The 21,743-nt window shown below is 69.8% G+C and carries 21 protein-coding genes, 1 other RNA gene and 2 pseudogenes; 9 read left to right on the top strand and 15 right to left on the bottom strand.

Annotation, left to right across the window (positions count from 1 at the left end):
- Positions 1 to 26: 26 nt before the first annotated feature.
- From AB0959_RS13725 to AB0959_RS13745, 5 genes are all read right to left on the bottom strand, one after another.
- Entirely contained in the window at positions 27 to 1,976 is a 1,950-nt protein-coding gene (locus tag AB0959_RS13725; protein WP_366826575.1) for an SPFH domain-containing protein, read from the bottom strand.
- A 5-nt stretch (positions 1,977 to 1,981) separates the two neighbouring features.
- Positions 1,982 to 3,448 (bottom strand): TIR domain-containing protein, encoded by a 1,467-nt coding sequence (locus tag AB0959_RS13730; protein WP_366826576.1) that lies wholly within the window; start codon positions 3,446 to 3,448, stop codon positions 1,982 to 1,984.
- 188 nt (positions 3,449 to 3,636) lie between these two features.
- The gene (locus tag AB0959_RS13735) at positions 3,637 to 4,515 is read right to left on the bottom strand and encodes a LysR substrate-binding domain-containing protein (RefSeq protein ID WP_366826577.1); all 879 of its coding nucleotides are present in this window, start codon (positions 4,513 to 4,515) and stop codon (positions 3,637 to 3,639) included.
- Between the two features lie 121 nt (positions 4,516 to 4,636).
- The gene (locus AB0959_RS13740) at positions 4,637 to 5,575 is read right to left on the bottom strand and encodes a hypothetical protein (protein ID WP_366826578.1); all 939 of its coding nucleotides are present in this window, start codon (positions 5,573 to 5,575) and stop codon (positions 4,637 to 4,639) included.
- A gap of 251 nt (positions 5,576 to 5,826) precedes the next feature.
- A complete protein-coding gene (locus AB0959_RS13745) occupies positions 5,827 to 5,964 on the bottom strand; it encodes a hypothetical protein (protein ID WP_366826579.1) in 138 nt (45 codons plus the stop codon).
- A 214-nt stretch (positions 5,965 to 6,178) separates the two neighbouring features.
- On the opposite strand from AB0959_RS13745, the gene AB0959_RS13750 reads away from it, so the two are divergent.
- Positions 6,179 to 6,949, top strand: a complete 771-nt coding sequence (locus AB0959_RS13750; protein ID WP_366826580.1) for an alpha/beta hydrolase — start codon at positions 6,179 to 6,181, stop codon at positions 6,947 to 6,949.
- Between the two features lie 78 nt (positions 6,950 to 7,027).
- Here the strand turns inward: AB0959_RS13750 and rnpB are convergent.
- The 4 genes and pseudogenes from rnpB to AB0959_RS13770 all read right to left on the bottom strand — a co-directional run bounded on the left by rnpB (position 7,028) and on the right by AB0959_RS13770 (position 9,892).
- An RNA gene (gene rnpB, locus AB0959_RS13755) (RNase P RNA component class A) lies at positions 7,028 to 7,444 on the bottom strand.
- A gap of 115 nt (positions 7,445 to 7,559) precedes the next feature.
- Positions 7,560 to 8,339 (bottom strand): annotated as a pseudogene (locus AB0959_RS13760) (DMT family transporter); the annotation flags it as partial.
- Between the two features lie 52 nt (positions 8,340 to 8,391).
- A complete protein-coding gene (locus AB0959_RS13765) occupies positions 8,392 to 9,231 on the bottom strand; it encodes an AraC family transcriptional regulator (protein WP_366826581.1) in 840 nt (279 codons plus the stop codon).
- Between the two features lie 82 nt (positions 9,232 to 9,313).
- Positions 9,314 to 9,892 (bottom strand): Uma2 family endonuclease, encoded by a 579-nt coding sequence (locus AB0959_RS13770; protein ID WP_366826582.1) that lies wholly within the window; start codon positions 9,890 to 9,892, stop codon positions 9,314 to 9,316.
- Between the two features lie 189 nt (positions 9,893 to 10,081).
- Between AB0959_RS13770 and AB0959_RS13775 the strand changes: the two genes are divergently transcribed.
- The 4 genes from AB0959_RS13775 (at position 10,082) to eda (ending at position 13,062) form a co-directional block, all read left to right on the top strand.
- The gene (locus tag AB0959_RS13775) at positions 10,082 to 10,855 is read left to right on the top strand and encodes a MerR family transcriptional regulator (RefSeq protein ID WP_366826583.1); all 774 of its coding nucleotides are present in this window, start codon (positions 10,082 to 10,084) and stop codon (positions 10,853 to 10,855) included.
- Positions 10,852 to 11,481 carry a hypothetical protein gene (locus AB0959_RS13780; protein WP_366826584.1) on the top strand — a complete coding sequence of 210 codons (630 nt, stop codon included), beginning with the start codon at positions 10,852 to 10,854 and terminating at the stop codon, positions 11,479 to 11,481. Before AB0959_RS13775 ends, AB0959_RS13780 begins: the two co-directional genes overlap by 4 nt.
- A 41-nt stretch (positions 11,482 to 11,522) precedes the next feature.
- Positions 11,523 to 12,329 carry a peroxide stress protein YaaA gene (gene yaaA / locus AB0959_RS13785; RefSeq protein ID WP_366826585.1) on the top strand — a complete coding sequence of 269 codons (807 nt, stop codon included), beginning with the start codon at positions 11,523 to 11,525 and terminating at the stop codon, positions 12,327 to 12,329.
- 85 nt (positions 12,330 to 12,414) lie between these two features.
- Positions 12,415 to 13,062, top strand: a complete 648-nt coding sequence (gene eda, locus AB0959_RS13790; RefSeq protein ID WP_366826586.1) for a bifunctional 4-hydroxy-2-oxoglutarate aldolase/2-dehydro-3-deoxy-phosphogluconate aldolase — start codon at positions 12,415 to 12,417, stop codon at positions 13,060 to 13,062.
- Between the two features lie 78 nt (positions 13,063 to 13,140).
- Here the strand turns inward: eda and AB0959_RS13795 are convergent, their stop codons facing one another.
- The 4 genes from AB0959_RS13795 to AB0959_RS13810 form a co-directional block, all read right to left on the bottom strand.
- Complete coding sequence (locus AB0959_RS13795; RefSeq protein ID WP_366826587.1) at positions 13,141 to 14,322, bottom strand: bifunctional RNase H/acid phosphatase; 1,182 nt, start codon at positions 14,320 to 14,322, stop codon at positions 13,141 to 13,143.
- Between the two features lie 68 nt (positions 14,323 to 14,390).
- Entirely contained in the window at positions 14,391 to 15,134 is a 744-nt protein-coding gene (locus AB0959_RS13800) for a C4-type zinc ribbon domain-containing protein (protein ID WP_366826665.1), read from the bottom strand.
- Positions 15,131 to 16,024: a Nif3-like dinuclear metal center hexameric protein gene (locus tag AB0959_RS13805; RefSeq protein ID WP_366826588.1), complete on the bottom strand. Its 894-nt coding sequence runs from the start codon at positions 16,022 to 16,024 to the stop codon at positions 15,131 to 15,133. The genes AB0959_RS13800 and AB0959_RS13805 overlap by 4 nt, the downstream gene beginning before the upstream one ends.
- Positions 16,025 to 16,070: 46 nt before the next feature.
- A complete protein-coding gene (locus AB0959_RS13810) occupies positions 16,071 to 17,138 on the bottom strand; it encodes an iron-siderophore ABC transporter substrate-binding protein (protein WP_366826589.1) in 1,068 nt (355 codons plus the stop codon).
- Between the two features lie 373 nt (positions 17,139 to 17,511).
- On the opposite strand from AB0959_RS13810, the gene AB0959_RS13815 reads away from it, so the two are divergent.
- Complete coding sequence (locus tag AB0959_RS13815; protein ID WP_366826590.1) at positions 17,512 to 18,864, top strand: hypothetical protein; 1,353 nt, start codon at positions 17,512 to 17,514, stop codon at positions 18,862 to 18,864.
- A gap of 124 nt (positions 18,865 to 18,988) precedes the next feature.
- On the opposite strand, the gene AB0959_RS13820 is transcribed toward AB0959_RS13815, so the two are convergent.
- Positions 18,989 to 19,276, bottom strand: a complete 288-nt coding sequence (locus AB0959_RS13820) for a hypothetical protein (protein ID WP_366826591.1) — start codon at positions 19,274 to 19,276, stop codon at positions 18,989 to 18,991.
- Positions 19,277 to 19,291: 15 nt separating this feature from the next.
- On the opposite strand from AB0959_RS13820, the gene AB0959_RS13825 reads away from it, so the two are divergent.
- On the top strand, positions 19,292 to 19,891 hold the full coding sequence (locus tag AB0959_RS13825; protein ID WP_366826592.1) for an SDR family oxidoreductase: 600 nt from the start codon (positions 19,292 to 19,294) through the stop codon (positions 19,889 to 19,891).
- A 175-nt stretch (positions 19,892 to 20,066) separates the two neighbouring features.
- Here the strand turns inward: AB0959_RS13825 and AB0959_RS13830 are convergent, their stop codons facing one another.
- The gene (locus tag AB0959_RS13830) at positions 20,067 to 20,525 is read right to left on the bottom strand and encodes a MarR family transcriptional regulator (RefSeq protein WP_366826593.1); all 459 of its coding nucleotides are present in this window, start codon (positions 20,523 to 20,525) and stop codon (positions 20,067 to 20,069) included.
- 63 nt (positions 20,526 to 20,588) lie between these two features.
- Here AB0959_RS13830 and AB0959_RS13835 point away from each other — a divergent pair, with 63 nt between their 5' ends.
- Both AB0959_RS13835 and AB0959_RS13840 read left to right on the top strand, forming a co-directional pair.
- Positions 20,589 to 20,957, top strand: coding sequence for a VOC family protein (locus AB0959_RS13835; protein WP_366826594.1), 369 nt, complete (start codon positions 20,589 to 20,591; stop codon positions 20,955 to 20,957).
- A gap of 150 nt (positions 20,958 to 21,107) precedes the next feature.
- Positions 21,108 to 21,681 (top strand): annotated as a pseudogene (locus AB0959_RS13840) (transposase); the annotation flags it as partial.
- Positions 21,682 to 21,743: the final 62 nt, after the last annotated feature.

The following is a 21,743-nucleotide window of genomic DNA, read 5'->3' on the forward strand; positions in this document are numbered from 1 at the left end:
GTAAGCGGTCCCACGTGAGGGGAGCCCTACTCAGGCCCGTTGTCACCGATCCCAAGCTCCTCGCCGACTCCAAACTCCTGGCCGACCCCAAGCTCCTCGCCGACCGGGACGCTCTCCGGCAGGGCGGACTGTTCTGCATGCCGCTTCGCCCCGTCGATGATCTCCAGGGCACGCTGCATGGGCAGGTACTTCAGCAAGGATTCCGCGTCCCCGCTGACGACCTGCGGCACTTGCATGTGCTTGAGTTCCGCCAGGAAGAAGTGCATGGCGACGGTGTCCCGGCCGAGAAGCTCGATCTTGCGCTCCAGCTTCACGACGTCCAGCAGCACGTATTCCCGCTCGGCCGCGAGCTCTATGTGCCGGATATCCGACTTGATCTGGGCGTTCTTCTTCTGCTCCTCCAACTCCTGGGTGCGGATCTGCGCGTCGAACACCCTCTTGCGGGCCTTGTCGAGGTCGTCGTCCAGGGATTCGAACTCGCCCAGGTTGGTGCTCGCCGCTTCGACTCCCCACCCGGCGAGGGCATTGCGTACCTGCGCCGCCAGGTCCGTGCGGATGCTGGCGTACCGGGTGAGGAACTCCTCCACCGTGGACTCGGCTGCGATGCCGTTGAAGTAGGTGTCCACGGCGCCGCCGAGCACCCGTTCGACGAACCGCTGCACCGGGGCGGGGTTGTTGACCAAGCCGCCCATCCCGGACGTCGAGGAGTCGCCGAACTCGCTGACCAGCCGGGGAGCGGCGGCCTCGGGGATGTTCAGCGTCTGCCGGAGCTCCACCTGGAGCCGGTGCCCCTGGACGTTGACACTGATCCGGTCGAGCGCGGCGTCGTAGTTGTTGTCCGCCTGGGAACCGCCCTTGTTGCTCCAGTCCAGGATGAGCAGGCGGGTCGGTATGAGGACGACGCGTACGAACCAGGGGTTGAGCGCGTAGACCGAGCCCTCGCCGAGGGTCTCCTCCTGTACGCCCCGCCACCCTCCGCTCGCCAGGAACACCCAGGGCAGACGGAAGCTGCTGTGGCCTTTGATGATCGGACCGACCCTGCGCTCTGCCCGGTCGGGCTCGGCGCCGTCCAGGGTGATCACTACCCCGGCATGGCCGACGGGGATCGCGATCTCCTTCAGTTGCCCGGCACCGAGACCGTCCGAGCCGCCCCGCCCCGAACGGCCCACGCTGCTGCCGGTGATCACCTCGAAGAGGTAGGGATTGATGTCGTAGTGCGTACCGCCGGTGAGGATCGCCAGTTGTCTGCCCTGTTCGCCGCCGCCGAGCAGGAACGCCTGACCGTCCTGGAAGTTGTCACACTCCACGTACCGGCCGAAAGGACGGTCCGGGGGCCGGATCGCGCCGTCCTTGGCGATGACCAGTCCGACCGTGCCCGGCTCCACGTAGGTCCGAGGTACGACTTCGACCTGGAACAGGGCGGTGTTGATGTAGTACGAGCTGTCGCCACGGAGGAACGCGAGTTGTCTGCCCTGTTCGCCGCCACCGAGCAGGAACGCCTGCCCGTCCTGGAAGTTGTCACACTCCACGTACCGCCCGAGGACTCGGCCGGGATCGCGCTTGGCGCCCTCAGCGGCGGCGACGAGTCCGATCCGTCCCGCCGGAACATGGATCCGCGGTACGAACTCGACGCTGTGGATGAAGGGGGTGAGCCAGTACGGCCGGCCCGGGAGCAGGGCGCGCGCCTGGACACCGCGCGCGTCATGCGGGGTGATCCTCTTGAAACGCTGGTCCGGATGGGCCCTCCCGAACCTCTTGTGGACGATGCCGACATGCCCCGCGGGCACCACGCAGAGACCCGCCCAGGAAACCAGCACGCCTGCTCCGAACCCGGCCAGGGCGCCGGACGGCTTCGCTGAACGCGCTGGTTGCCCACGCTTCGATCTGCCCGCCCCGTAGGCGATGAGGCTGCTCAGTGCCGCGGCCCCCACGACCAACAACAGCACCAGGAACACGATCAACGTCGTCCCCTTCATTCCCTTCATCCCCTCTCGCGAAGCCGCAGATGTATGGCGAGCACCGTCTCGGTCCACTGGTCGTACCAGTCCCGGTACTGCTCGCTCTGGGGGTTGCGCAGGGTCGGGAAGAAGGCGTGGTTCCCGGCCCCGCCAGTGAAGTGCTGGTACTTCGGCACGGTCTCGTGCGGCGAGGAACGCCAGCCGTACGCCATGGAGAGCGCCATGAAGTCCGCGTGCCGACCGCCTCTCACCCGGGCGCGGCGCACCTGCGCACCGAAGCCGTGGGCTCCGTCCGAGAATCGCGACCAGAGGGAGTCGATCCCGCAGAGCAGGTCCTCGGGCAGGCGTTTCCCGTCGGAGCGGCGCAGCCACCCGGTTCCGAGTCTGTCGACCGCCTCCAGGAGCAGTGTCGTCGTCAGCAGATCGGCGTGCTCGGTCTCGCGCTCGGCGAGCAGGGCTTCGAGCGTGATCAGCGACCCGCGGACGGGAGAGCGGACGACGGGCGCAGTCCGCGGGGCGAGGGACCGCCGGTCCGAGAGGTGGGAGAGCTGGGACGCATGAGGGCGGTCGGAGTCGTGGAAGTGACGGGAGTCGCGGAAGTGGTCGGAATCGCGGAAGTGGTGGGAGTCATGGAGGCGGCGCAGCAGGCGCAGCGCATCGGTTCCGGGCAGATCACCGTTTCTGGCGTCGAGGTACCAGCTGCTGGCGAGCAGGTAGTTACGTTCTCCACGTAACAGGATGGGGAAGAACTCGCGGCTGTGGCGCTGTCCTTCGAGGATCTCCCGCGTGACGTCCTCGGACTCCTCCGCCTCGGGCGACATCAGGACCACGACCGCAAGGGCGTGCCGGAGCCGCTGTCGAATCGTCCAGAGGTAGTCGTCGCCCCACTTGAGGTGTCCCAGCGACCACACGGGCAGCCCCGAACCGGAGAGTTGGTCCACCAGCCGCTCCCCGTAGGCGACATCGGCGCGGGCATAGCAGACGACGAACGCGGGCTCCGCGGACTCCGCGGACTCCGCGGGCGGCCGCCGCGTCCGCGGACGTGCGAGATCGAGCAATTCCGTGTCCGCGCGGGCCTTGCGGACCTGTTCCCCGCCGCGCAGTACGCCGGCCAGCTCGGCGGCCTTGGCATCGAACGCCGGCCCGCTCAGCTTGCGGAAATCCACCCAGACCCGTGTCGCGGCGAAGTCGGGAACATCGCCACCGCCGCAGAGCACCGGGATCAGCCTCAGCCCGCGCCTGGCCGACGCCTGCACGAGCGCCGCGTACTCCTGCCGCGCCCACGGTTCGGTCATGGTCCCCGGGCCGACGACCTGAATCCCGTGCTTGGACGCACGGATCGCCTCTTCGAGCTCGTGCACCACGATGTCACCCGGCCGCAGGCTGCATCTGTCGAAGAAGACACGCACACCATGTGCGCTGAGACGCTCCGCGAGCATGCCGGTCCAGTCACCGTCATCAGCCGCGTAGGAGATGAATACGTCATACACCGTGTTTCCCCCGTAAGAACGCACAGTGATTGCGCCGTGACCCTCCAGGATAACGAGAGGAGCCGTTATGGGCAGTAGACGTACACGGGGGTCCCCGTTGCGGATGGGTCACGGCAGAGTGCCCTCCGCGTACACGGCGAGGCGCTCGTATCCGGCCCCGGGCGCGGCCGGACGGCCGACGCCGGGCGTCAGCCCGGGCCCGGGCCGAGCATGCGACGCGAGAGCTCGGCGAACTGGAGCAGTTCGGGCATGGTCCGGTGCTTGGAGTAGGCCAGGGCGACCATGCGGGGAGCGACGCCCTCCAGCGTCAGGTAGACGACGTCGTCACGGCGGTAGAAGCCGGCCATGCCGGCCGGCATGACATAGCATCCGGACCCGAAGGCGACGGTCTGCAGGCATTCCTCGATCGTCGCCGGGAACCGTCCGGTGTCCCCCGGCGGCGCCACCGGATCGCTCGGGACACGCCCGCGCCATTCCGGTACGTCCCGCGGATCCTGCAGCAAGGTCATGTCACGCAGGTCCTCGACGTGCACCGCCTTGAGTTCCGCGAACGGGTGCTCACTGGACAGCGCCACCACACGGGGCTCCGGGAAGAGCGGGACCACCTCGAACATGTCCTCGGGCAGCGGCAGCCGCACGTAGCACACGTCGACCCGCCCGTCGAGCAGGAAGTCGACCTGGTCGGTGATCGAGGTGTGTACGACATCGATGTCGAGTTGCGGCGCCATCACGGCGAACTCCCGCACGATGGGAGTGACGATGACCCCCGGCATGAAGCCGATGGTGAACTGGTTCACCTCCCGGCTCGCCGTCCGCACCCGCTGCTGGACCGCCTGCGCCATCGCCAGCATCGGCCGGGCGTCCTCCAGCAACTGGTGCCCCGCCCGCGTCAGTACGGTGCCCTGCCGGTCACGCAGGAAGAGGACCACGTCCAGATCCTCCTCCAAGGCCCGGATCTGACGGCTGAGTGCCGGCTGGGTCATGTAGAGGCGGCTCGCCGCCCGCACGAAGCTGCACTCCTCGGCCACGGCCACGAAGTAGCGCACCCGCCGTAAATCGAGGTCCATGGGGCGCATCGTAGCCGCACCCGTCACAGCACCCATGACGCGACAGCCGGCGAGTGCCGTGAATCGGGAGATCAGCCCGCGCTTCACGGACTAGATGACAGACCAGATGACGGACCAGATGTCAGTTGGAGACACCCCGGTTGCGCCAGCTGAGCGCATAGGCCGCTTGGCGAGCACGCATCAGTTCTCCGAGAGGTCGATGCTCCGTTGCCGCGATCCAAGGGTTGAAGCTGCTCTTCTCGACGGTCTCGGCCAACGCCTCGTCAGGTGCCTGCCGAGGCAGGCGCAGTCGCGCCACGGTCAGCCAGGGCGCGTCCCACCGGACCGAGGAGTCTTCGATCGGCGTACGGCTCTCGTCCTCGAAGAACTGGGCTTGGAAAAGGAACTCCAGGTCGTCGTCCGCGAGTCGCCCGTAGATGTCGGCGGCCAGATCCTTGCGGGCTGCTTTGTTGATCTTCGTCGATGCGGCGCCCAGCTTCAACCGTGCCGCGTAGTCCCCGAACGTGATGGGCATGATGCTGAAGAAGTCATGCGTGGCGAATCCGCTGAACGGTTTCACCATGTCCCGTACGTTCGCGACAGCGCTGCGTGTGAGCTGCGGCTTCATCGCGGCCTTGCGAAGCGCGGCGCCGGGCGCACTCGTGGAGAGATCGACGATTCCGACGACGTCCGCGCTGCCGCGGACGTTCAGGGTCTCCTGACTGACCAGGGTGAAGTTCTGCTCGACACCGGCGGACGACGGCGTCGAGGCTCCGAGCACCTTGATCGCGAATCCGCGGATGTCAGGAGCCCGGTCGGCGGAGAAGTTTCCGTTGGACAGCCGAACATGCGCCTCATAGACAGCGGGAGCGGCAAAAATTCCTTGCCTCGCATAATCAGGAAGATTTTCTTCCACCGCGAGGGCGGCCTTCAGGGCGGCCACTTGATTGCGGTGCAGCGCTCTCCCGTGGCCATGTTTTTTCAGACGCTTACGTTGCAGTTCACTGAAAACATGCACCTGTTCCGCATGGTGGGTTCTCTCGTCGGGCAGGAACACTTCGCGCCATTGAGTGCTCGGCATAGGAAAACCTTCTCGATGTTCGGGCCCTCCGCCAGTCAGACGGAAGGCGGTTGCAGCCTGGCGCCCGCGTCGGCGCCCATGGGCTTCAGCCCCGGCGTACAGGCGTTCGGGGTTGTTGTGCGTTCGCCCGGATGACGCCCGTACGAGGCAAGCCGCGGGGCAGCCTGCACGTGAGTGCATGGATCACTGCTCCGACGAGCGTTTCATCCACCATCCGCCACAAAAACTTCACTACTACCGTGCCTTCGCATTCAGGGTTCCTCTTCCGCCGAGCATTGCGGACCACGACTCGTCACGCCAATGCCGATTCCCCGAAGCGTCATGCCGATCAGGCATGACGTCAGAAATTCAGAATGCCGGATCGGCATGAAGGGAAGCAGGAACGGCATTGGCGGACCGTAGATGCGGCCGCCATAGTCGATGTTGCGAAGCGCTGCGGACCGCAACACATAAGGCTTCCGTGTCCATGTGGCCCACGCCGCTTCCCCTACCTAATTCGACTGAAAAACTCGAGAGGAACAACGCCACATGAATTCCACCGCTCGAATCAAAGCGCTGGCGGCTGCCGGGCTGGTGAGTGGCTCGGTCTTAGCTTCGCTGGCCGTGACGAACGCGAGCGCCGTCACGACCGGGACGAACGGTCACGCCGTCGCCTCGCAGACGGGGCACCGCGCGAGACCGACGGTGGTCCTGGTCCACGGGGCGTTCGCCGACTCCTCCAGCTGGAACCGCGAGGTCGGCTACCTGCGACGTCACGGCTACCCGGTCTACGCGATCGACACCCCGCTGCGCGGCCTGTCCTTCGACAGCGCCTATGTCGAGGCTCAGCTCAAGACCATCAAGGGGCCCGTGGTGCTGGTCGGTCACTCCTACGCGGGAGAGGTCGTCAGCCAGGTCGCCGCGGAGACGTCGAAGGTCAAGGCCCTCGTGTATGTGGCGGCTCTGATCCCGAAGGTGGGAGACTCGGCCAACTCCCTGATCGGACAGTTCCCCGGGTCGCGGCTCACTCCGGAGAACCTGCGCACCGTTCCCCTGCCCGGCGGTGACACCGACGTGTACATCAAGGCCGACAAGTACGGGACCGTGTACGGCAACGGGCTGTCGAAGTCAGCCGTCCGTGTCGCCTCGGTGACTCAGGAGCCCATCGTATCCTCGGCGTTCACCGACAAGGCCACGGTGAATCCGCCGGCGAAGACGCCGAAGTGGGCGGTCATCGCGACCGAGGACCACGCTGTGCCGACGGCCGCCCAGAAGTTCGAGGCCAACCGAGTGGGCGCCCACCTCATCTACACGCGCTCGGGCCATGATGTTCCATCGATCAGCCCAGAAGCGGTCGATCGTGCCATCGTCGCCGCCGCCGACTCCGTGCACTGATCGATACCTGTGGCGGGGCGCCCGTTTCGGGGCGCCCCGCCCTCGGGCCGCCCATCCCGCTCCCGCCGGGCAGTGGGGCAGACGAGTCGGGCTGTACGCCGGGTTCTGTTCCGGGGAGTCCTCACGAACTCCCCGGCGACGGCCATCCATCTAGGGCCGGCGTTGCCGCCGGCCTCGTGCGGTCTACCCGCGGACTCGGGCGGGCAGCCCTCGAACGTCCGCGCAGAGCCGCCCTTCTTTCGAAGAGGCGGCTCCTCTTGACCTTGCTCCGGGTGGGGTTTACCTAGCTGCCCAGGTCGCCCTGGGCACTGGTGGTCTCTTACACCACCGTTTCACCCTTACCCAGCGCCGGAGCGCTGGGCGGTCTGCTTTCTGTGGCACTGTCCCGCGGGTCACCCCGGGTGGCCGTTAGCCATCACCCTGCCCTGTGGAGCCCGGACGTTCCTCGGGGAGCTCCCCGTCAGGGGGACTCCACGCGGCCGTCCGCCCGGCTCGTCTGCCGTGTCGACCATGTTACCGGGCGCCCAGGGGTCTTCGGCGCAGCCGCCGTGGCCAGGAACGAGCCCGCCAGGATCAGGGCGAAGGAGGCCAGGACGGTCGCCGTGATCTGTTCGTCCAGGAACATCGCGCCCGCCGCTACCGCCACCGCCGGGTTGACGTACGTGAAGACGGTGGCTCGGGTCGGGCCCGCCTCCCTGATCAGTTCCAGGAAGGCGACGAAGGCGAGTGCCGTGCAGATCACGCCCAGGCCGAGGAGGGAGGCCAGGACAGGCCCAGAGGGCATTGTTGTCGGCCAGGTTGCTGCCGCCGCGGGGGCGTAGACCACGGCCGACAGGGCCAGGCAGGGGGCGATCAGCTGGAGCGTGGGGACCTGCTTGAGGTGGCGGGCGATGATCAAGGGGGCTGTCGCGTAGCCCAGGACCGTCACCCCCACCTCCGCCAGGGAGCGGGCGTCGCCGCCGGTGAGGTGCGGGGCCGTGAGGACACCTACCCCCGCCAGGCCCAGGGTCAGGCCGATCACTCGGCGGGCGCCCAGCCGCTCCGTGTCGCCGAAGAAGCGGGCCAGGATCACTCCGACGATCGGTACGCCCGCTATCAGCAGGCCCGCCGTGGAGCTGGAGAGGTGGCGTTCGGCGTCGGTCAGGGTCCACCAGGGGCCGATGATCTCGATGACGGAGAAGGCGAGCATGGGGCGCCAGTGGGTGCGCAGCGTCCGGCCCAGTCCTCCCTGGCGCAGGGCGAAGGGGAGGAGGAGGGCCGCGCCGAGTGCGCAGCGCGTGAACACCACCATCGACGGGGACACGGCGTCCACCGCCACCTTGATCATCAGGTAGGGGATGCCCCAGAGGACGCCCATCAGGGAGAAGAGAAGCCAGCCGCGTGCAGTCATGTGGTGAGTTTCGGCCCGGGCCGCCGCTTGCGTCTTGAACGCTGTTGCGCCCCTACCGCCTGAGGGACACGCCCGTGCGGTACTCCGCCGGCGTCACCCCCAGCACCCGCCTGAACCACCTCGTCATGTGCGCCTGGTCCGCGAAGCCCACCTGTCCGGCCACCTCCGCGGGGCGTCCGCCCGTTTCCAGGAGGGTGCGGGCCCGGGTGACGCGGTACTGGGCCAGCCAGGCGTACGGCGGCATCCCCATCGTCGTACGGAAGGCGCGCAGGAGCTGGTAGCGGGACAGGTCCAGGTCGGCGGCGAGGTCGGCGAGGGAGGGCGGGGCGAGGAGTTCGTCGGCGAGGCGGTCGCGTACGGCGCGGGCGAGGGTGCCGGCTCCCGGGATCGTGTCCGGGGCCGGGCGGGCTGTCGAGTGGCGGCGGGCCATGGCCGTGAGGAGCCAGGGAAGGCGGGATTCCGTCTCCAGAGGGTCCGGGCAGGCGCTGAGTTCGGCGTGTGCGGTGCGCAGGGCCCTGGCCAGTTCCGGGTCGTCGATGACCGGGTCGTTGAAGTGGGGGGTGCCGGTCAGGGTGCCGTCGGCAAGGAGGGCGGGGGCCGGGTAGAGGGCGCGGTACGCGTAGCCGTTGGGGTCGGAGATGCCGGTGTGTGCCTCTCCCGGGGCCAGGACGATGATCGCGCCCGGGCCCGCGTGGACGCGGCCTCCCCTGTAGTCGATGAACGACGCGCCGGTCCCGCAGATGCCCACGCTGAACTCCTCGTGCATGTGCGGGGCGTAGCGGTGGCGGGCGAAGCGGGCGGTGAGCAGGTCGAGGGGGCTGCCGTCGCGGCCGAGGGGGGCGCGCGTCCAGTGGGTCTGTTGCAGGTCGCCGCTGCCGCCGCGTCCGCTCATCTCGCGCCCCCTTCCACCGGCCGCCCCAGGCTACGCCCGGCAGCTCACGAGAGGGCTCCGCGAAAAGGGCTCCGCGATGGGCTCAGAGGAAGTCCGACGTCTCCAGGTCGAAGGCGAAGGGTTCCGGGAGCGGCAACGGCTTGCCGAAGGGGATGGTGCAGTGCTGGCGGTAGTCGTCCTTCTCCGGGTCGCTGAACAGCGTGATCGAGGAGGCTTCGCGGTCCACCAGCAGATAGAGGGGGATGCCACCGCGGGCATAGCAGCGGCGTTTGGCCTCGCGGTCGGTCCGGGGTTTCGTGGACGTCACCTCGATCACCATGGTGACGCCGTCGCAGGGCATCCAGGAGCCGGCGGTCCCGAAGATGTCCAGCTCCACAGGAGCGAGAGTGACGTCCGGGATCGCGTGATTCTTCGGGCCAGCCTCCCCGCTCCTCAGCTTCAGGCCCTTGTTCCCGGAGAAGTCCATGTCGGTCCGAGACCGCTTGATCACCTGCCTCACGATCCGGCTGATGTAGCGCTCGTGCTCCCCGTCCGGCGGCGGCGCCACAACGATCTCCCCCTCGATCAACTCCGCCCGGAAACCCTCCGGGGTGTCCAGGGCGAGAAAGCCCTCCAGCAGGACCTCTTCCTGCGTGAGCGGCTCGTGGGCCATGGCAGTCATGTCACGCCCCTCCTTCGGTCGCTCGCCAGACTCGGACATCGCCGGATCACCTGTCCGTGAGATCGGGAACCCTTCCCTCGATCGTGGCACACGGGCACGGTCATCGTGGCGGTTCGTTCCCGCGCGTCCCCCTCCCTTGACCCTGCCTCCCTTGACCCTGCCGCAACGTCAACGTCTCTACTGAGGGGCATGAGGATCGGAGAGCTGGCCACGGCCGTCGGTGTCACCACGCGGACGGTGCGGCACTACCACCACCTGGGGCTGTTGCCGGAGCCGGAGCGGCGGTCGAACGGGTATCGGGACTACTCGCTGAGGCACGCCGTCGTGCTCGCACGGATCCGACGGCTGACCGAGCTGGGGCTCGGGCTCGCCGAGGTGCGGGACGTGCTCGCGGACGACGCGGGGCGGGACCTCGTCGAGGTGCTCGCCGAGCTGGACGAGGACCTGGCGCGGCAGGAGATCGCGATCCGGGAGCGGCGGGAGCGGCTGGGTGCGCTCATGAATGAGGCCGAGCACGGGCGGCTGCCCGCCGAAGGGCCCGTGTCGCCCGAACTCGCCGCCCTGTTCCGGGAGATGACCGGAAGGGATGGTGAAGGGTACGCCTCCGCCATGGCCGCCAAGGACCGCGAGGTGCTCGCGTTCCTCGAGACCGCGGCGGGGCCGGAGGAGCGGGAGAGGATGATGGCCTCGCTGCGGTCCGCGTTCGAGATGCCGGGCGCGGTGGAGCGGGCGCGGCAGATGTACGCGCTGCTGGACGACCTCGCCGACGCGGACACCGACGATCCTCGGGTGGAGGAGGCGGCCCGGATGCTCGCCGGCTCGATCCCCGAGACGCTGGTCCCGGACAACGGCGACCTCGATGAGCACAACAGTGTCCTGCGGGCCCTCTACGCCGACTTCGCCCCGGCCCAGGCCGAGGTCGTCCGGCGTGCGCTGCGGATGGTCACGGAGGGACGAGGGTGAGGGCCGGCGTCGGGGCCGGCGTCGGGGTCGGGGTCGCGGTGCGCGTCGCGTCCGTCCTCGTACGGCATGAGCTGCTGTTGCTGGCGAGCATCGTGCGGTGGGTGGGGCGGCGGACGCACGGGCTCGGTGACGGGCGGCGGGCGTTCGGGTACGCGCGGGGGCAGGGGGCCATGATGTTCGGCTTCGGGTTCGTGTGTGTGATCGAGACGGTCGCCCTGTCCGTGTTGCTGCGCGGCTTCCCTCTTCTGCATCAGGTCTTCCTGGTGCTCGACCTCTACACGGTCCTGATCGTCGTGGGACTGCACGCGGCCTCGGTGACCCGTCCGCACGTCCTCTCCCCCACAACCCTGCGGCTGCGCCGCTTCGCCGCCCTCGACCTGTGCGTGCCGCTCGGCTCCGTCGCCGCCGTGCACCGCGAGTTGCGTACGACGCACGAGAAGCGCGAGGGCGAGATCGATCTGGTGGTCGGCGCGCAGACGTCCGTCACTCTCGAACTGTCCGAGCCCGTCACGTACCTGACCTTCTTCGGGCGGCGCCGGACCGTACGGCTGGTGCGTTTCCACGCGGACGAGCCGGACGTGCTGGTGGCGGAGGTCCGGCGGGTGCGCCCAGCACCCACCACGTAACCTGGCGCGAGCCCTCACCGCACGTCCTCGCTAGGAGAACCATGCTCGTCCTGCTGCCGCCCTCCGAAGGCAAGGCCGCCTCCGGCCGCGGCGCCCCGGTGAAGCCGGCGTCACTGTCGCTGCCGGCGCTCACGGAGGCGCGCGAGGCCGTCCTCGGTGAGCTGGTGGAGTTGTGCGCGGGCGATGAGGGCAAGGCGCGCGAGGTGCTCGGCCTGAGCGAGGGCCTGCGGGGCGAGGTCGCCAAGAACGCCGGGCTGCGGACGGCGGGGGCGCGGCCCGCCGGGGAGATCTACACCGGTGTGCTGTACGACGCGCTGGACCTGGCGTCCCTGGACACGGCCGCGAAACGGCGGGCCGGGCGCTCGCTGCTGGTCTTCTCCGGCCTGTGGGGCGCCGTGCACGTGACCGACCGCATTCCCTCGTACCGCTGCTCGATGGGGGTGAAGCTGCCCGGCCTGGGGGCGCTCGCCGCGTACTGGCGCGAGCCGATGGCCGCGGCCCTGCCCGAGGCGGCCGGCGACGGGCTCGTCCTCGATCTGCGTTCGTCGGCGTACGCGGTCGCCTGGAAGCCGAAGGGTGAGGTCGCGGGGCGGACGGCGACCGTGCGTGTGCTGCACGCGCAGGTCGACGCGGCGACGGGAGTCGAGAAACGGTCCGTCGTCAGCCACTTCAACAAGGCGACGAAGGGCCGGATCGTACGGTCCCTGCTCACGGACGGTGCGGCGCCCAAGAGCCCGGCGGAGCTTGTCGAGGCGTTGCGGGACCTGGGGTATGTGGTGGAGGCGGAGCCGCCCGCCCGGGCGGGGAAGGCGTGGGCGCTGGACGTGGTGGTGTCGGAGATTCACTGAGCGGATTCATGCCACAGGCGTGGCAGGCATTGCAGTACGTGCAACGCCCTTTGCGCATACTGCTTTCCCTGGGCAGGATGTCGCCATGACTTCGCCCCAGCCTTCCTCGGCCCTGCCTCCCTCCGTACTGGACCTGGCCCCCGTCATCCCCGTGGTGGTCGTGGCGGACGTCGATGACGCCGTGCCGCTCGCGCGGGCGCTGGTCGCGGGTGGGCTGCCCGCGATCGAGGTGACGCTGCGGACGCCGGTGGCGCTCGACGCGATCAGGGCGATCGCCGCGGAGGTGCCGAGGGCGGTGGTCGGGGCGGGCACGGTCATCTCGCCGGAGCACGTGACGGAGTCGGTGGCCGCGGGTGCCCGGTTCCTGGTCAGCCCCGGTTGGACGGATCTGCTGCTGTCGGCGATGCAGGGGGCCGGGGTGCCGTACCTGCCGGGGGTGTCGACCACCTCGGAGGTGGTGGCGCTGCTGGAGCGCGGGGTGCGGGAGATGAAGTTCTTCCCCGCGGAGGCGGCGGGTGGTACGGCCTATCTGAAGTCGCTGGCCGGGCCGTTGCCGCAGGCGCGCTTCTGTCCGACCGGAGGGATCCGGCCGACGACGGCGCCGGAGTACCTGGCGCTGCCCAACGTCCCGTGTGTGGGCGGAACCTGGCTGGTCCCCGAGGACGCGCTGGCGGCGCGGGACTGGGAGCGGGTCGAGAAGCTGGCGCGGGAGGCGGCGGCGCTGAGGGGCTGACGGCGCTGACTGAGGGGCTGACTCCCGTACACGGCTCCCGTACACGGCTCCCGTACACGGCTCCCGTACGCAGGCGAGTCAGCGCAGGTGGGACGTGTCGTTCAGGAGCCGTAGCGAGGCGTTCCCGTCGGCGTAGTACGCCACTGCCGAGAGGGATGCGGCGGACAGTTCCATGCGGAAGAGGGACTCCGACGGCGCGCCGAGGGCCAGTCGCACGAGGGTCTTGATCGGGGTGACGTGGCTGACGAGCAGGACGGTGCGGCCCGCGTACGCCGTGACGAGCTCGTCCCGGGTCGCGGCGACGCGCTGGGCCACGGCCTCGAAGCTCTCGCCGCCGCCGGTGGGCCGGGCGCCAGGTGAGCCGAGCCAGGCGTTCAGGTCCTCGGGGTGGCGTTCGCGCACCTCGCCGAAGGTCAGCCCTTCCCAGGCGCCGAAGTCGGTCTCCCGCAGGCCCTCCTCGACGGCCACCTGGAGTCCGAGCCGGGCCGCGACGATCCCGGCGGTCTCGCGGCAGCGGGCGAGCGGCGACGACACGATCGCCTGGATCGTGCCGCGGGCGGCCAGGGCGGCGGCGACCCGTTCCGCCTGGTGGCGTCCGACGTCGGACAGCGCCGGATCCGATCCGCCGCTCCCCGAGAACCGCTTCTCCGGCGTCAGCGGTGTCTCCCCGTGCCGCAGCAGTACGAAGGTGGCGGGCGCCCCGAGGTCGGGCCCGGCCGCAGCCGCCACGTTCCGCGCGGCACGCAGATCCGCCTCGGCTTTCGCAGCCGCCTCGTTCTTCGTCGCGGGCCTCGCCGAACGCGCGTCCAGTTCGGCCGTCGACGTCGACGCGGACCACTGCTCGCCCCGTCGCCCCGCGTCCATCGCCTCGTTGGCCAGGCGGTCCGCGTGTTTGTTCTGTTCCCGGGGGATCCACTCGTACGTGACCTGCGAGGCGGGGAGGACGGTTGCCGCCTCCGTCGCCAGGGGCCTCAGGTCGGGGTGCTTGATCTTCCAGCGGCCCGACATCTGTTCCACGACGAGCTTGGAGTCCATGCGGACGTGAACGCGGACGGAGACGGAGGGGTCGAGTTCGCGGGCCGCCTTCAGGCCGGACAGCAGACCGCGGTACTCGGCCACGTTGTTCGTCGCGACGCCGATGTACTCGGCCACCTCCACCAGCGTCTCGCCGGACGCCGCGTCGATGACGACCGCGCCGTAGCCCGCGGGTCCCGGGTTGCCCCGGGACCCTCCGTCGGCCTCGACGATGAACTCCCGCACGACGTCAGCCCTCGCCAGTCCTCGTCAGTCCTCGAGTCTCCGAATGCTCTCGCGAGTTCCCCCGCCGTCTACAGGCCCGACTCGGACGTGCGCACCAGGATGCGGCGGCAGTTCTCGCAGCGCACCACCGTGTCGGGCGCGGCCGCGCGGATCTCGTTGATGTCCGTGATCGACAGCTCCTGGCGGCAGCCCTGGCAGGTCCGCTGGTGCAGCTTGGCCGCGCCGATGCCGCCCTGCTGCTCGCGCAGCTTGTCGTAGAGCTTCAGCAGGTCCGCGGGGACGGAGGCGGCGATGACCTCGCGCTCCTTCGTCACCGAAGCCGCCTCGCCGTCGAACCCCTCGAACGCGGCGCCACGGCGCGCCGTGGCGTCGTCGATCTTCGACTGCACGGACGCGACCCGCTCGGTCAGCTCGGCCACCCGCTCCTGCGTGGACTCCCGGCGTTCCATGACCTCCAGGACGATGTCCTCCAGGTCGCCCTGGCGCTTGGCGAGGGAGGCGATCTCGCGCTGGAGGTTCTCCAGGTCCTTGGGGGACGTGATCGCGCCCGAGTCCAGGCGCTGCTGGTCGCGGGCCGCGCGCTGGCGCACCTGGTCCACGTCCTGCTCGGCCTTGGTCTGCTCGCGGGCGGTGTCGCTCTCCTCGGTCTGCCCCGCCACCAGCAGGTCGCGCAGCTGCGTGAGGTCCTTGGTCAGCGACTCGATCTCGGCGTGCTCGGGCAGCGACTTCCGCTTGTGCGCGAGCTGCTGCAGGCGTACGTCCAGGGCCTGGACGTCGAGGAGTCGGATCTGGTCGGCGGGCTCGGCGTTCAGTTGGGGGCTCCCAGGGGGTCAGAAGAAGGCGAAGAAGGCGAAGAAGGCGACGGGTGGGCGGACGCCGCGTGGGCGGTCCAGGGGTCGGTGACCGTCTTCGAGACGTGGACCCGCAGGCCCCATCCCTTCCGGTCGGAGATCTCGTCGAGCTGGGCGGCGGCCAGCTCGCACCAGGGCCACTCGGTGGCCCAGTGCGCGGCGTCGAGCAGCGCGAGTGGGCTGTGGGCGCTGTGAGCGCGGGCCTCGGACGCCGGGTGGTGGCGCAGGTCCGCGGTGAGGAACGCGTCGACGCCGGCGGCCCGCACGTCGTCGAAGAGGCTGTCGCCGCTGCCACCACTCACGGCGACCGTGCGCACGAGCGCCTCGGTGTCGCCGGCCACGCGGATGCCCTGCGCGGTGGCGGGCAGCCGCTCGGCCGCCCGGGCCGCGAACTCCCGCACGGTCACCGGGTGGTCCAGCTCGCAGACGCGGCCGAGGCCACGGCGGCCGTCGGGGTCGGCGGGGTCCGGTACGAGGGGGCGTACGACCCTCAGGTCCAGCGCCCCGGCGAGGGCGTCGCTCACTCCGGGGTCGGCGGTGTCGGCGTTGGTGTGGGCGACGTGCAGCGCGATGTCGTGCTTGATGAGGGTGTGCACGACACGGCCCTTGAAGGTGGAGGCCGCCACCGTCGTCGTACCGCGCAGATAGAGCGGGTGGTGGGTGACCAGCAGGTCGGCGTCCAGTTTCACCGCCTCGTCCACGATGTCCTGGACGGGGTCGACGGCGAACAGGACCCGCGAGACCTCCTGGTCGGGGTCTCCGCAGACCGTCCCGACCGCGTCCCATCCCTCGGCCCTCTCGGGCGGCCAGAGGGCGTCGAGCGCGGCGATGACTTCAGACAGACGGGGCACGCACAAAAGGCTACCTGCCCCGCGTCCGTGCCCAACCGGCCGCGGGTCACTTGATCAGGTTGGTCCTGAGGTCGTCGAGGACCTTGTCCGCGGCGGTGACGCCCAGGCCGAGGTACCAGGTCTCGTCCGGCACGTCCTCGGCGTGGCCGTTCCTCACGGCGTCCAGCTTCTTCCAGAGCGGGTTGTCCTCGACGCTCGACCGGTCGGTCTTCTTGGCGTCGCCGTACACGCCGGTGAAGATCCAGTCGGCGTCGGCCTCGTCGATCCGTTCCGGGCTGATCTCCGCCGCGAGGTCGTTGACCTGCTGGTTCCTGGGGCGCGGGATACCGGCGTCCTGAAGGATCGTGCCGATGAACGAGGCCTTCGCGTAGAGGCGGATCATGCCCGGCATGTAGCGGAGCATGGTGACGGTCGGCTTGTCGGAGCCGAGGTCCTCGCCGAGCTTCTCCGCCTTCTCCTCGTACGCGTCGAGCTCGGCCTTCGCCTCCGTCGTGCGGTCCAGGGCGGCGGCGTTGAGGAGGTAGTTCTCCTTCCAGGTGAAGCCCGGGCGGATGGAGAACACGGTGGGGGCGATCTGGGAGAGCTGCGGGTACAGCTTCGCGGCGCGCAGCTCGCTGCCGAGGATCAGGTCGGGCTGGAGGTTCGCGATCGCCTCCAGGTTGAGGGAGTTGATCGTGCCGACGTTCTTGGGGTCGCCCGCGTCCTTCTTCAGGTACGAGGGGATGGCGACCGAGCCCTCGGTGGGCGCGTACCCGACGGGCTTCACGCCGAGCGACACGACGTTGTCGAGTTCGCCGACGTCGAGGACGACGACCCGCTTGGGACGGGACTTGAGTTCGGTCTCACCCATGGCGTGCCTGATGGTCCGCGGGAACTCGCCGGCCTTGGCCGTGGTCCCCATCTTCGCCGTCTCCTCTGCCGCCTTCGCGAAGTCCTCGCCGCCCTGGGCGACGGACTTGCTGCCGCCGCCGTTGTCGGACCTGCCCGATCCGGAGCCGCCGCTCCCGGAACCCGATCCGGACCCGGCCCCGGCCCCGCAGGCCGCGAGGGAGAGCGCGGCGACGAGGGTGAGGGCGAGGGCGGTGGTACCGCGGTGGGGGGTGCGGACGGGCATGGGGGCTCCTGGGGAAGGGGCGGACTCGGGTGGTGCGGCGGTCGCGGGGCGCGGGGCGCGTGTGCGGTGTGCGTACCGCATACGACGTAACGCGTACCGCATACGACATACCGCGCACGGCGCACGGCGTACGGCGTCACGACACCCGGGCGCCCGGGCCGCGTCGCCCAGACACCGCACAAGTCACCCACAAGTCGCCCACAGGCCACGCTTAGGCGAACCTAACCTTAGACCGCCCCCTCACCTCCAGCACACCCGCCCCCGTTCCCTCAGGCGAACCGCGCGACGAACACCCTTATGTGTGAAGCGGCGGCTCGGCGGTGCCACGTCTGTGCGTACGAAAACTACCTTCGTCGCCGGAGGTGACCGAAGAATGACGGTCTGTGCCACCGAGGTGGCCGAGGGAAACGACGACGGCGGAGTCGGAGTCCCACGGCCCGGATGCGTGATCACCGCCGACGGGACGTACGCGGCACGGCTCGCCCGCGCCGGCGAGTCCTGGTTCCCGGAGCGCTGGACACTGGACGGCCCCGAGCCGTACGCGGTGCCGTTGCCCATGAACCAGCCGGAGGAGCCCGGTACCGAGGTGCTCCCGATGAGTGACGGGCGGGTGCTGATCCACCGGGTCGCGGGCGGGCGGCATCTGTTCTCGCTCCTCTATCCGACGGGTCCTGGGACCGGTGAGCTGCCGCTCGGCTCGGTCGAGTGTCCGGACGCGGCGGTTCGGCTGCGGCTGCTGCCGCCCGCGCCGCGTGGGGAGCGCGCGTACGCCCTGGCCGTGGGGCCGAGTTCGAGCGTGGTGTGGCTGGTGGCGGGCGGGGCACGCGGGGCGGGCGGGCCCGAGCGGTTGGCGGAGGTGGCGGGGCGGTGCTCGGGGGGTGTGTGGCTGGACGGTACGGGACGGATGCTCGCCCTGGACCGGTCGCTGGGCGGGCGGACGAAGACGGTGGTGGTGGATCTGGAGGACGGCGGGGCGGTGTCTCCACTGCTCCAGATCGCCGAGGACAGTGACGATCGGCTGCTGCTCGCGGATGCCGAGAGCGGGTTGCTGATGATCCGCTCGGACGCGCCCTCGCCCGGGGAGGGCCGGCTGGGGTGGGGGGTGTTGGGCAGTACGCTGCCGATTCGTTTTCCCGAGTGTCTGCGGTTGCGGGACTGCGTGGTGACGCCGTTCGCGATTCAGCCCGGGCAGGTGTTGACGCCGGAGAGTTGTGCGGTGGCCCTTCGGGTGGACGGGGCGGGGGGTAGCTGGGTGGGTGTCTGGCGCCCTGCCGGGCGGCAGGTCCTTCATCTTCCGGCGCCTGAGGGGTGGTTGGTGGGGGCGGGGCGGTGGAGCAGGGAGGGTGTGCTTCAACTGCCGTATGCGACCGGGGTGGTGGCGTGCGGGGTGGCCCGGGTGGAGGTGTCGGGGGGTGGGGACGAGTCTGATTCCTGGCCCACGTCGGCGTGTTCGTCCGGATCGGGGTCCGGGTCGGCGTCGGGGTCCGAGTCCGGGTCGGGGTCTGCGTCCACGTCCACGTCTACGTCTACGTCTACGTCTACGTCTACGTCTACGGTCGGGGGTACGTCCCTGCGGCAGCCGCTGCCTCTCGCGGAGCCTGTTGCCGCGCGGCCGGTGCCGTTGCGGGAAGCGCCGTTGAGAGGGCGGGTGGGGGCCGAGCAGTCGTCGTCGGCGACCGGCCAGGATTCCTCGCCCCCACCGCCCCTACCCATTCCCGTCCCCTGAGGGCCGCGCCGCCGGTCCCCGAGATCGGCGCGGCGCCGAGTTGCCGTCGAGGGCCGACCGCATCCGCGGGGGTTCCGTGCCGGCTTCATCGGCGTGCTCGCCGGGACGGCCGTGCAGTCGACCCTCAGGAGTGGATCCGGGGCGGCTGGACGAGTCCGGCCACGGCGGCCGCCACTGCGGCCTTTCGGCCGGTGAAGGACGCGTGACCGGTCTCCGCTCTCAGCGCCTTCAGTGACCAGGAGGCGGTGTCCCAGCTGATCACCAACGCGATCACCATGGCCATCAGCTCTATCGCCGGAATGTCGGCGCGGACCTGGCCCGCTTCCTGAGCGGCCTTGATCGCGGCGACGTTCCGCCGGTACTCCTCGACCTCCACGTCGATGGGCCGCTGTCGCTCCAGCCCGGCCCACAAGGACAGCCGCCGTACGTGTGCCGCTCCTCCAGTCTCGGAGTTCGCCTCGATGTCACCAGCGAGTCCGACTGGGCCGAGGCGATCGCCCGGACCGAGGAGCACTTCGGACCGCTGGACATCCTGATCAACAACGCCGCCTACCTGCGCGTCGGCACAACGGAGAGCATCCCGGTCGACGAGTTCCGGCGCGTGGTCGACACCAACCTCACCGGCGCACTGCTCGGCATCCGCGCCGCAGCCCCGTCGATGCGCAAGGCCGGCGGCGGCGTGGTCGTCAACGTCAACTCCATTGCCGGGCTCGCGGTCGCTCCTGGACTCGTCGCCTACAGCAGCAGCAAGTGGGCGTTACGGGGCCTCATGCGCGCGGCCGTCAAAGAGCTGGTACGCGACGGCATCCGCGTCAACGCCGTCCACCCCGGCATCATCGAGACACCCCTGGCCTACGGCCCCGGCGGCGACGAACTGGTGCCGGTCGACAACTTCGCCGTCCCCCGCCGGGCCACCCCGGACGAGATCGCCGACTTCATCCTGTTCGCCGCCTCGGACCAGGCTCGCTTCGCAACCGGCTCCGAGATCGTCGCCGACGGCGGCTTCGGGCCGGGGGCCATCGCCTGACGGTGACGGCCACTCCCGTGTCGGCGTGGCCGGGGTCGGACGATGGGCCGGGTTCAGGGGCTCGTCGCAGGAGAGGGTGCAGTCGGGGTCTGCCGGTTTTCGAGGTCGCCGACACGGATTTCAGGCTCGGCTGCACTCCTGTCCGAGCGCGACGAGACGTGCGCCGCGGAACGAGCTATGCACCCTCGTTGTCACCGCGCAGGGAATGGATCATGCTCTGCAGGATCCGGAACGCCTCTGACTGCTCGGTCCCGGTCAGGCCGGCCAGCATCCTGGCCTCGACGGACCGGACGGCTGCGCTCGCCTTCTCGAGGCTTCGTCGGCCGCGAGGCGTGAGCCGCGTGGGAAGCACCTTCCCGACGGGCGCCTCCGCGGGCCTGGTCACGTAGCCGTCTCGTTCCAGGGCCTGGAGCAGCACGTTCATCGTCTGCCGTGTCACGAACGCGCCCCGCGCGAGCTCGGAGTTCGACAAGCCCGGCCGTTGCGCCAGCAGTTCGAGGCAGGAGTAGTGCGTCACGCTCATCCCGAGCGGCCGCAGCACTTCCTCCATGGCCGCGCGCAGCGCGCTCGACGCTTCTTTGAGCAGGTAGCCCAGTGAAGTCTCCAGGTCGACGCCGACACCTTCTTGACTCATGTCAGCATTCTGACATAGCTTGCCGCATGTCAGAAAACTGACATCAAAAGAAGGAGCGTCACCATGCCCGCCACCGGCCCCGACTTCATCTCGTTCCAAGTGCGCGACCTCGACGCTTCGCAGGCGTTCTACGAGCAGTACCTGGGCCTCGTCCGCTCGCCGGCCGGACCTCCGCACGCCGTCGTCTTCGAGACGAAGCCGATCGCGTTCGCAGTCCGCGACGTCATTCCCGGCACCGACCTCGCATCCGTCGCCCAGCCCGGCATCGGTGCCGCGATCTGGCTCCACGCCACCGATGTCCAGGCCATCCACGACGCGCTCGTCGCCGACGGTCACACCATCGTCTCCGCACCGATCGACGGCCCCTTCGGCCGGACCTTCACCTTCGCCGACCCCGACGGCTACCAGGTCACGCTCCACGACCGCGCTTGATCGACCGAACGCCACCGGACGATCATCAGCGGTTGCGCCCCAGGCTCCTGCGTGACGCCACCTTCCGCCCTGCTGACCGTGTTGCTCTGTCGAGTGGCCGACCCTGATGACTGGTGCCATGCCTGCGGCTGTCCGGGGGTGCCGCGCGACAGCGTGCTGCGCCGACTGACGCTCGTCACCCTGGCCGGGGATGCGCTGGACCGATGCCGCGAACGCGTCCAGCAGGACACCCGCGGGCGCCGCGGCCCGGTCGGTGATCCGCTCGACGACATCCGCAGAGTGCCGCGCACCGGTGTCAGCCTGCTCACCGACCGCCAACACACCGGACCCACCAGCGTATTCACTGCCGATGAGCACGCCGCGGCCGAGGCGACCCGGGGTGCCCAGCAGCGCCTCGTGTCCGCCTGCCGGCAACCCGACCGCCGCGCCGGCAAGACCGAACTCGCCGCCGTCATCAAGACGATCAGCCAGGGGCGTCCCGGCCGGACTGCCCGAACTGAGTCGACTCGGCAGAACACCGAAACAGCGCGCCGCTGACGTGCTGGCCTACTTCGACCGGCCCGGCACGTCCAACGGCCCGCCCGAGGCCATCAACGGCCGACTCGAAGCCCTGCGCGGCACCGTCCTCGGCTTCCGCGACCTGACCAACTACATCACGCGCGGCCGGCTTGACGCCGGTGGCTTCAGACCCCGAGACACCCTCTACCGCGATGAGCCCGTTTAGGGGCGGCGGGGGCGGAGATACGGGTGGTGTTGGCGGCCGTGGTCGGCGCCACAGTTGTCAGA

The sequence above is a fragment of the Streptomyces sp. NPDC046862 genome (assembly GCF_040704615.1).
Taxonomy (GTDB): Bacteria; Actinomycetota; Actinomycetes; order Streptomycetales; family Streptomycetaceae; genus Streptomyces.

Excerpts from the sequence above, each read along its gene's own strand:
- AB0959_RS13725 (WP_366826575.1), bottom strand. The coding sequence starts at position 1,976 with ATGAAGGGGACGACGTTGATCGTGTTCCTGGTGCTGTTGTTGGTCGTG.
- AB0959_RS13735 (WP_366826577.1), bottom strand. The coding sequence starts at position 4,515 with ATGGACCTCGATTTACGGCGGGTGCGCTACTTCGTGGCCGTGGCCGAG.
- AB0959_RS13740 (WP_366826578.1), bottom strand. The coding sequence starts at position 5,575 with ATGCCGAGCACTCAATGGCGCGAAGTGTTCCTGCCCGACGAGAGAACC.
- AB0959_RS13745 (WP_366826579.1), bottom strand. The coding sequence starts at position 5,964 with ATGCCGTTCCTGCTTCCCTTCATGCCGATCCGGCATTCTGAATTTCTG.
- AB0959_RS13765 (WP_366826581.1), bottom strand. The coding sequence starts at position 9,231 with ATGAGCGGACGCGGCGGCAGCGGCGACCTGCAACAGACCCACTGGACG.
- AB0959_RS13770 (WP_366826582.1), bottom strand. The coding sequence starts at position 9,892 with ATGACTGCCATGGCCCACGAGCCGCTCACGCAGGAAGAGGTCCTGCTG.
- AB0959_RS13775 (WP_366826583.1), top strand. The coding sequence starts at position 10,082 with ATGAGGATCGGAGAGCTGGCCACGGCCGTCGGTGTCACCACGCGGACG.
- yaaA (WP_366826585.1), top strand. The coding sequence starts at position 11,523 with ATGCTCGTCCTGCTGCCGCCCTCCGAAGGCAAGGCCGCCTCCGGCCGC.
- eda (WP_366826586.1), top strand. The coding sequence starts at position 12,415 with ATGACTTCGCCCCAGCCTTCCTCGGCCCTGCCTCCCTCCGTACTGGAC.
- AB0959_RS13810 (WP_366826589.1), bottom strand. The coding sequence starts at position 17,138 with ATGCCCGTCCGCACCCCCCACCGCGGTACCACCGCCCTCGCCCTCACC.
- AB0959_RS13815 (WP_366826590.1), top strand. The coding sequence starts at position 17,512 with ATGACGGTCTGTGCCACCGAGGTGGCCGAGGGAAACGACGACGGCGGA.
- AB0959_RS13830 (WP_366826593.1), bottom strand. The coding sequence starts at position 20,525 with ATGAGTCAAGAAGGTGTCGGCGTCGACCTGGAGACTTCACTGGGCTAC.
- AB0959_RS13835 (WP_366826594.1), top strand. The coding sequence starts at position 20,589 with ATGCCCGCCACCGGCCCCGACTTCATCTCGTTCCAAGTGCGCGACCTC.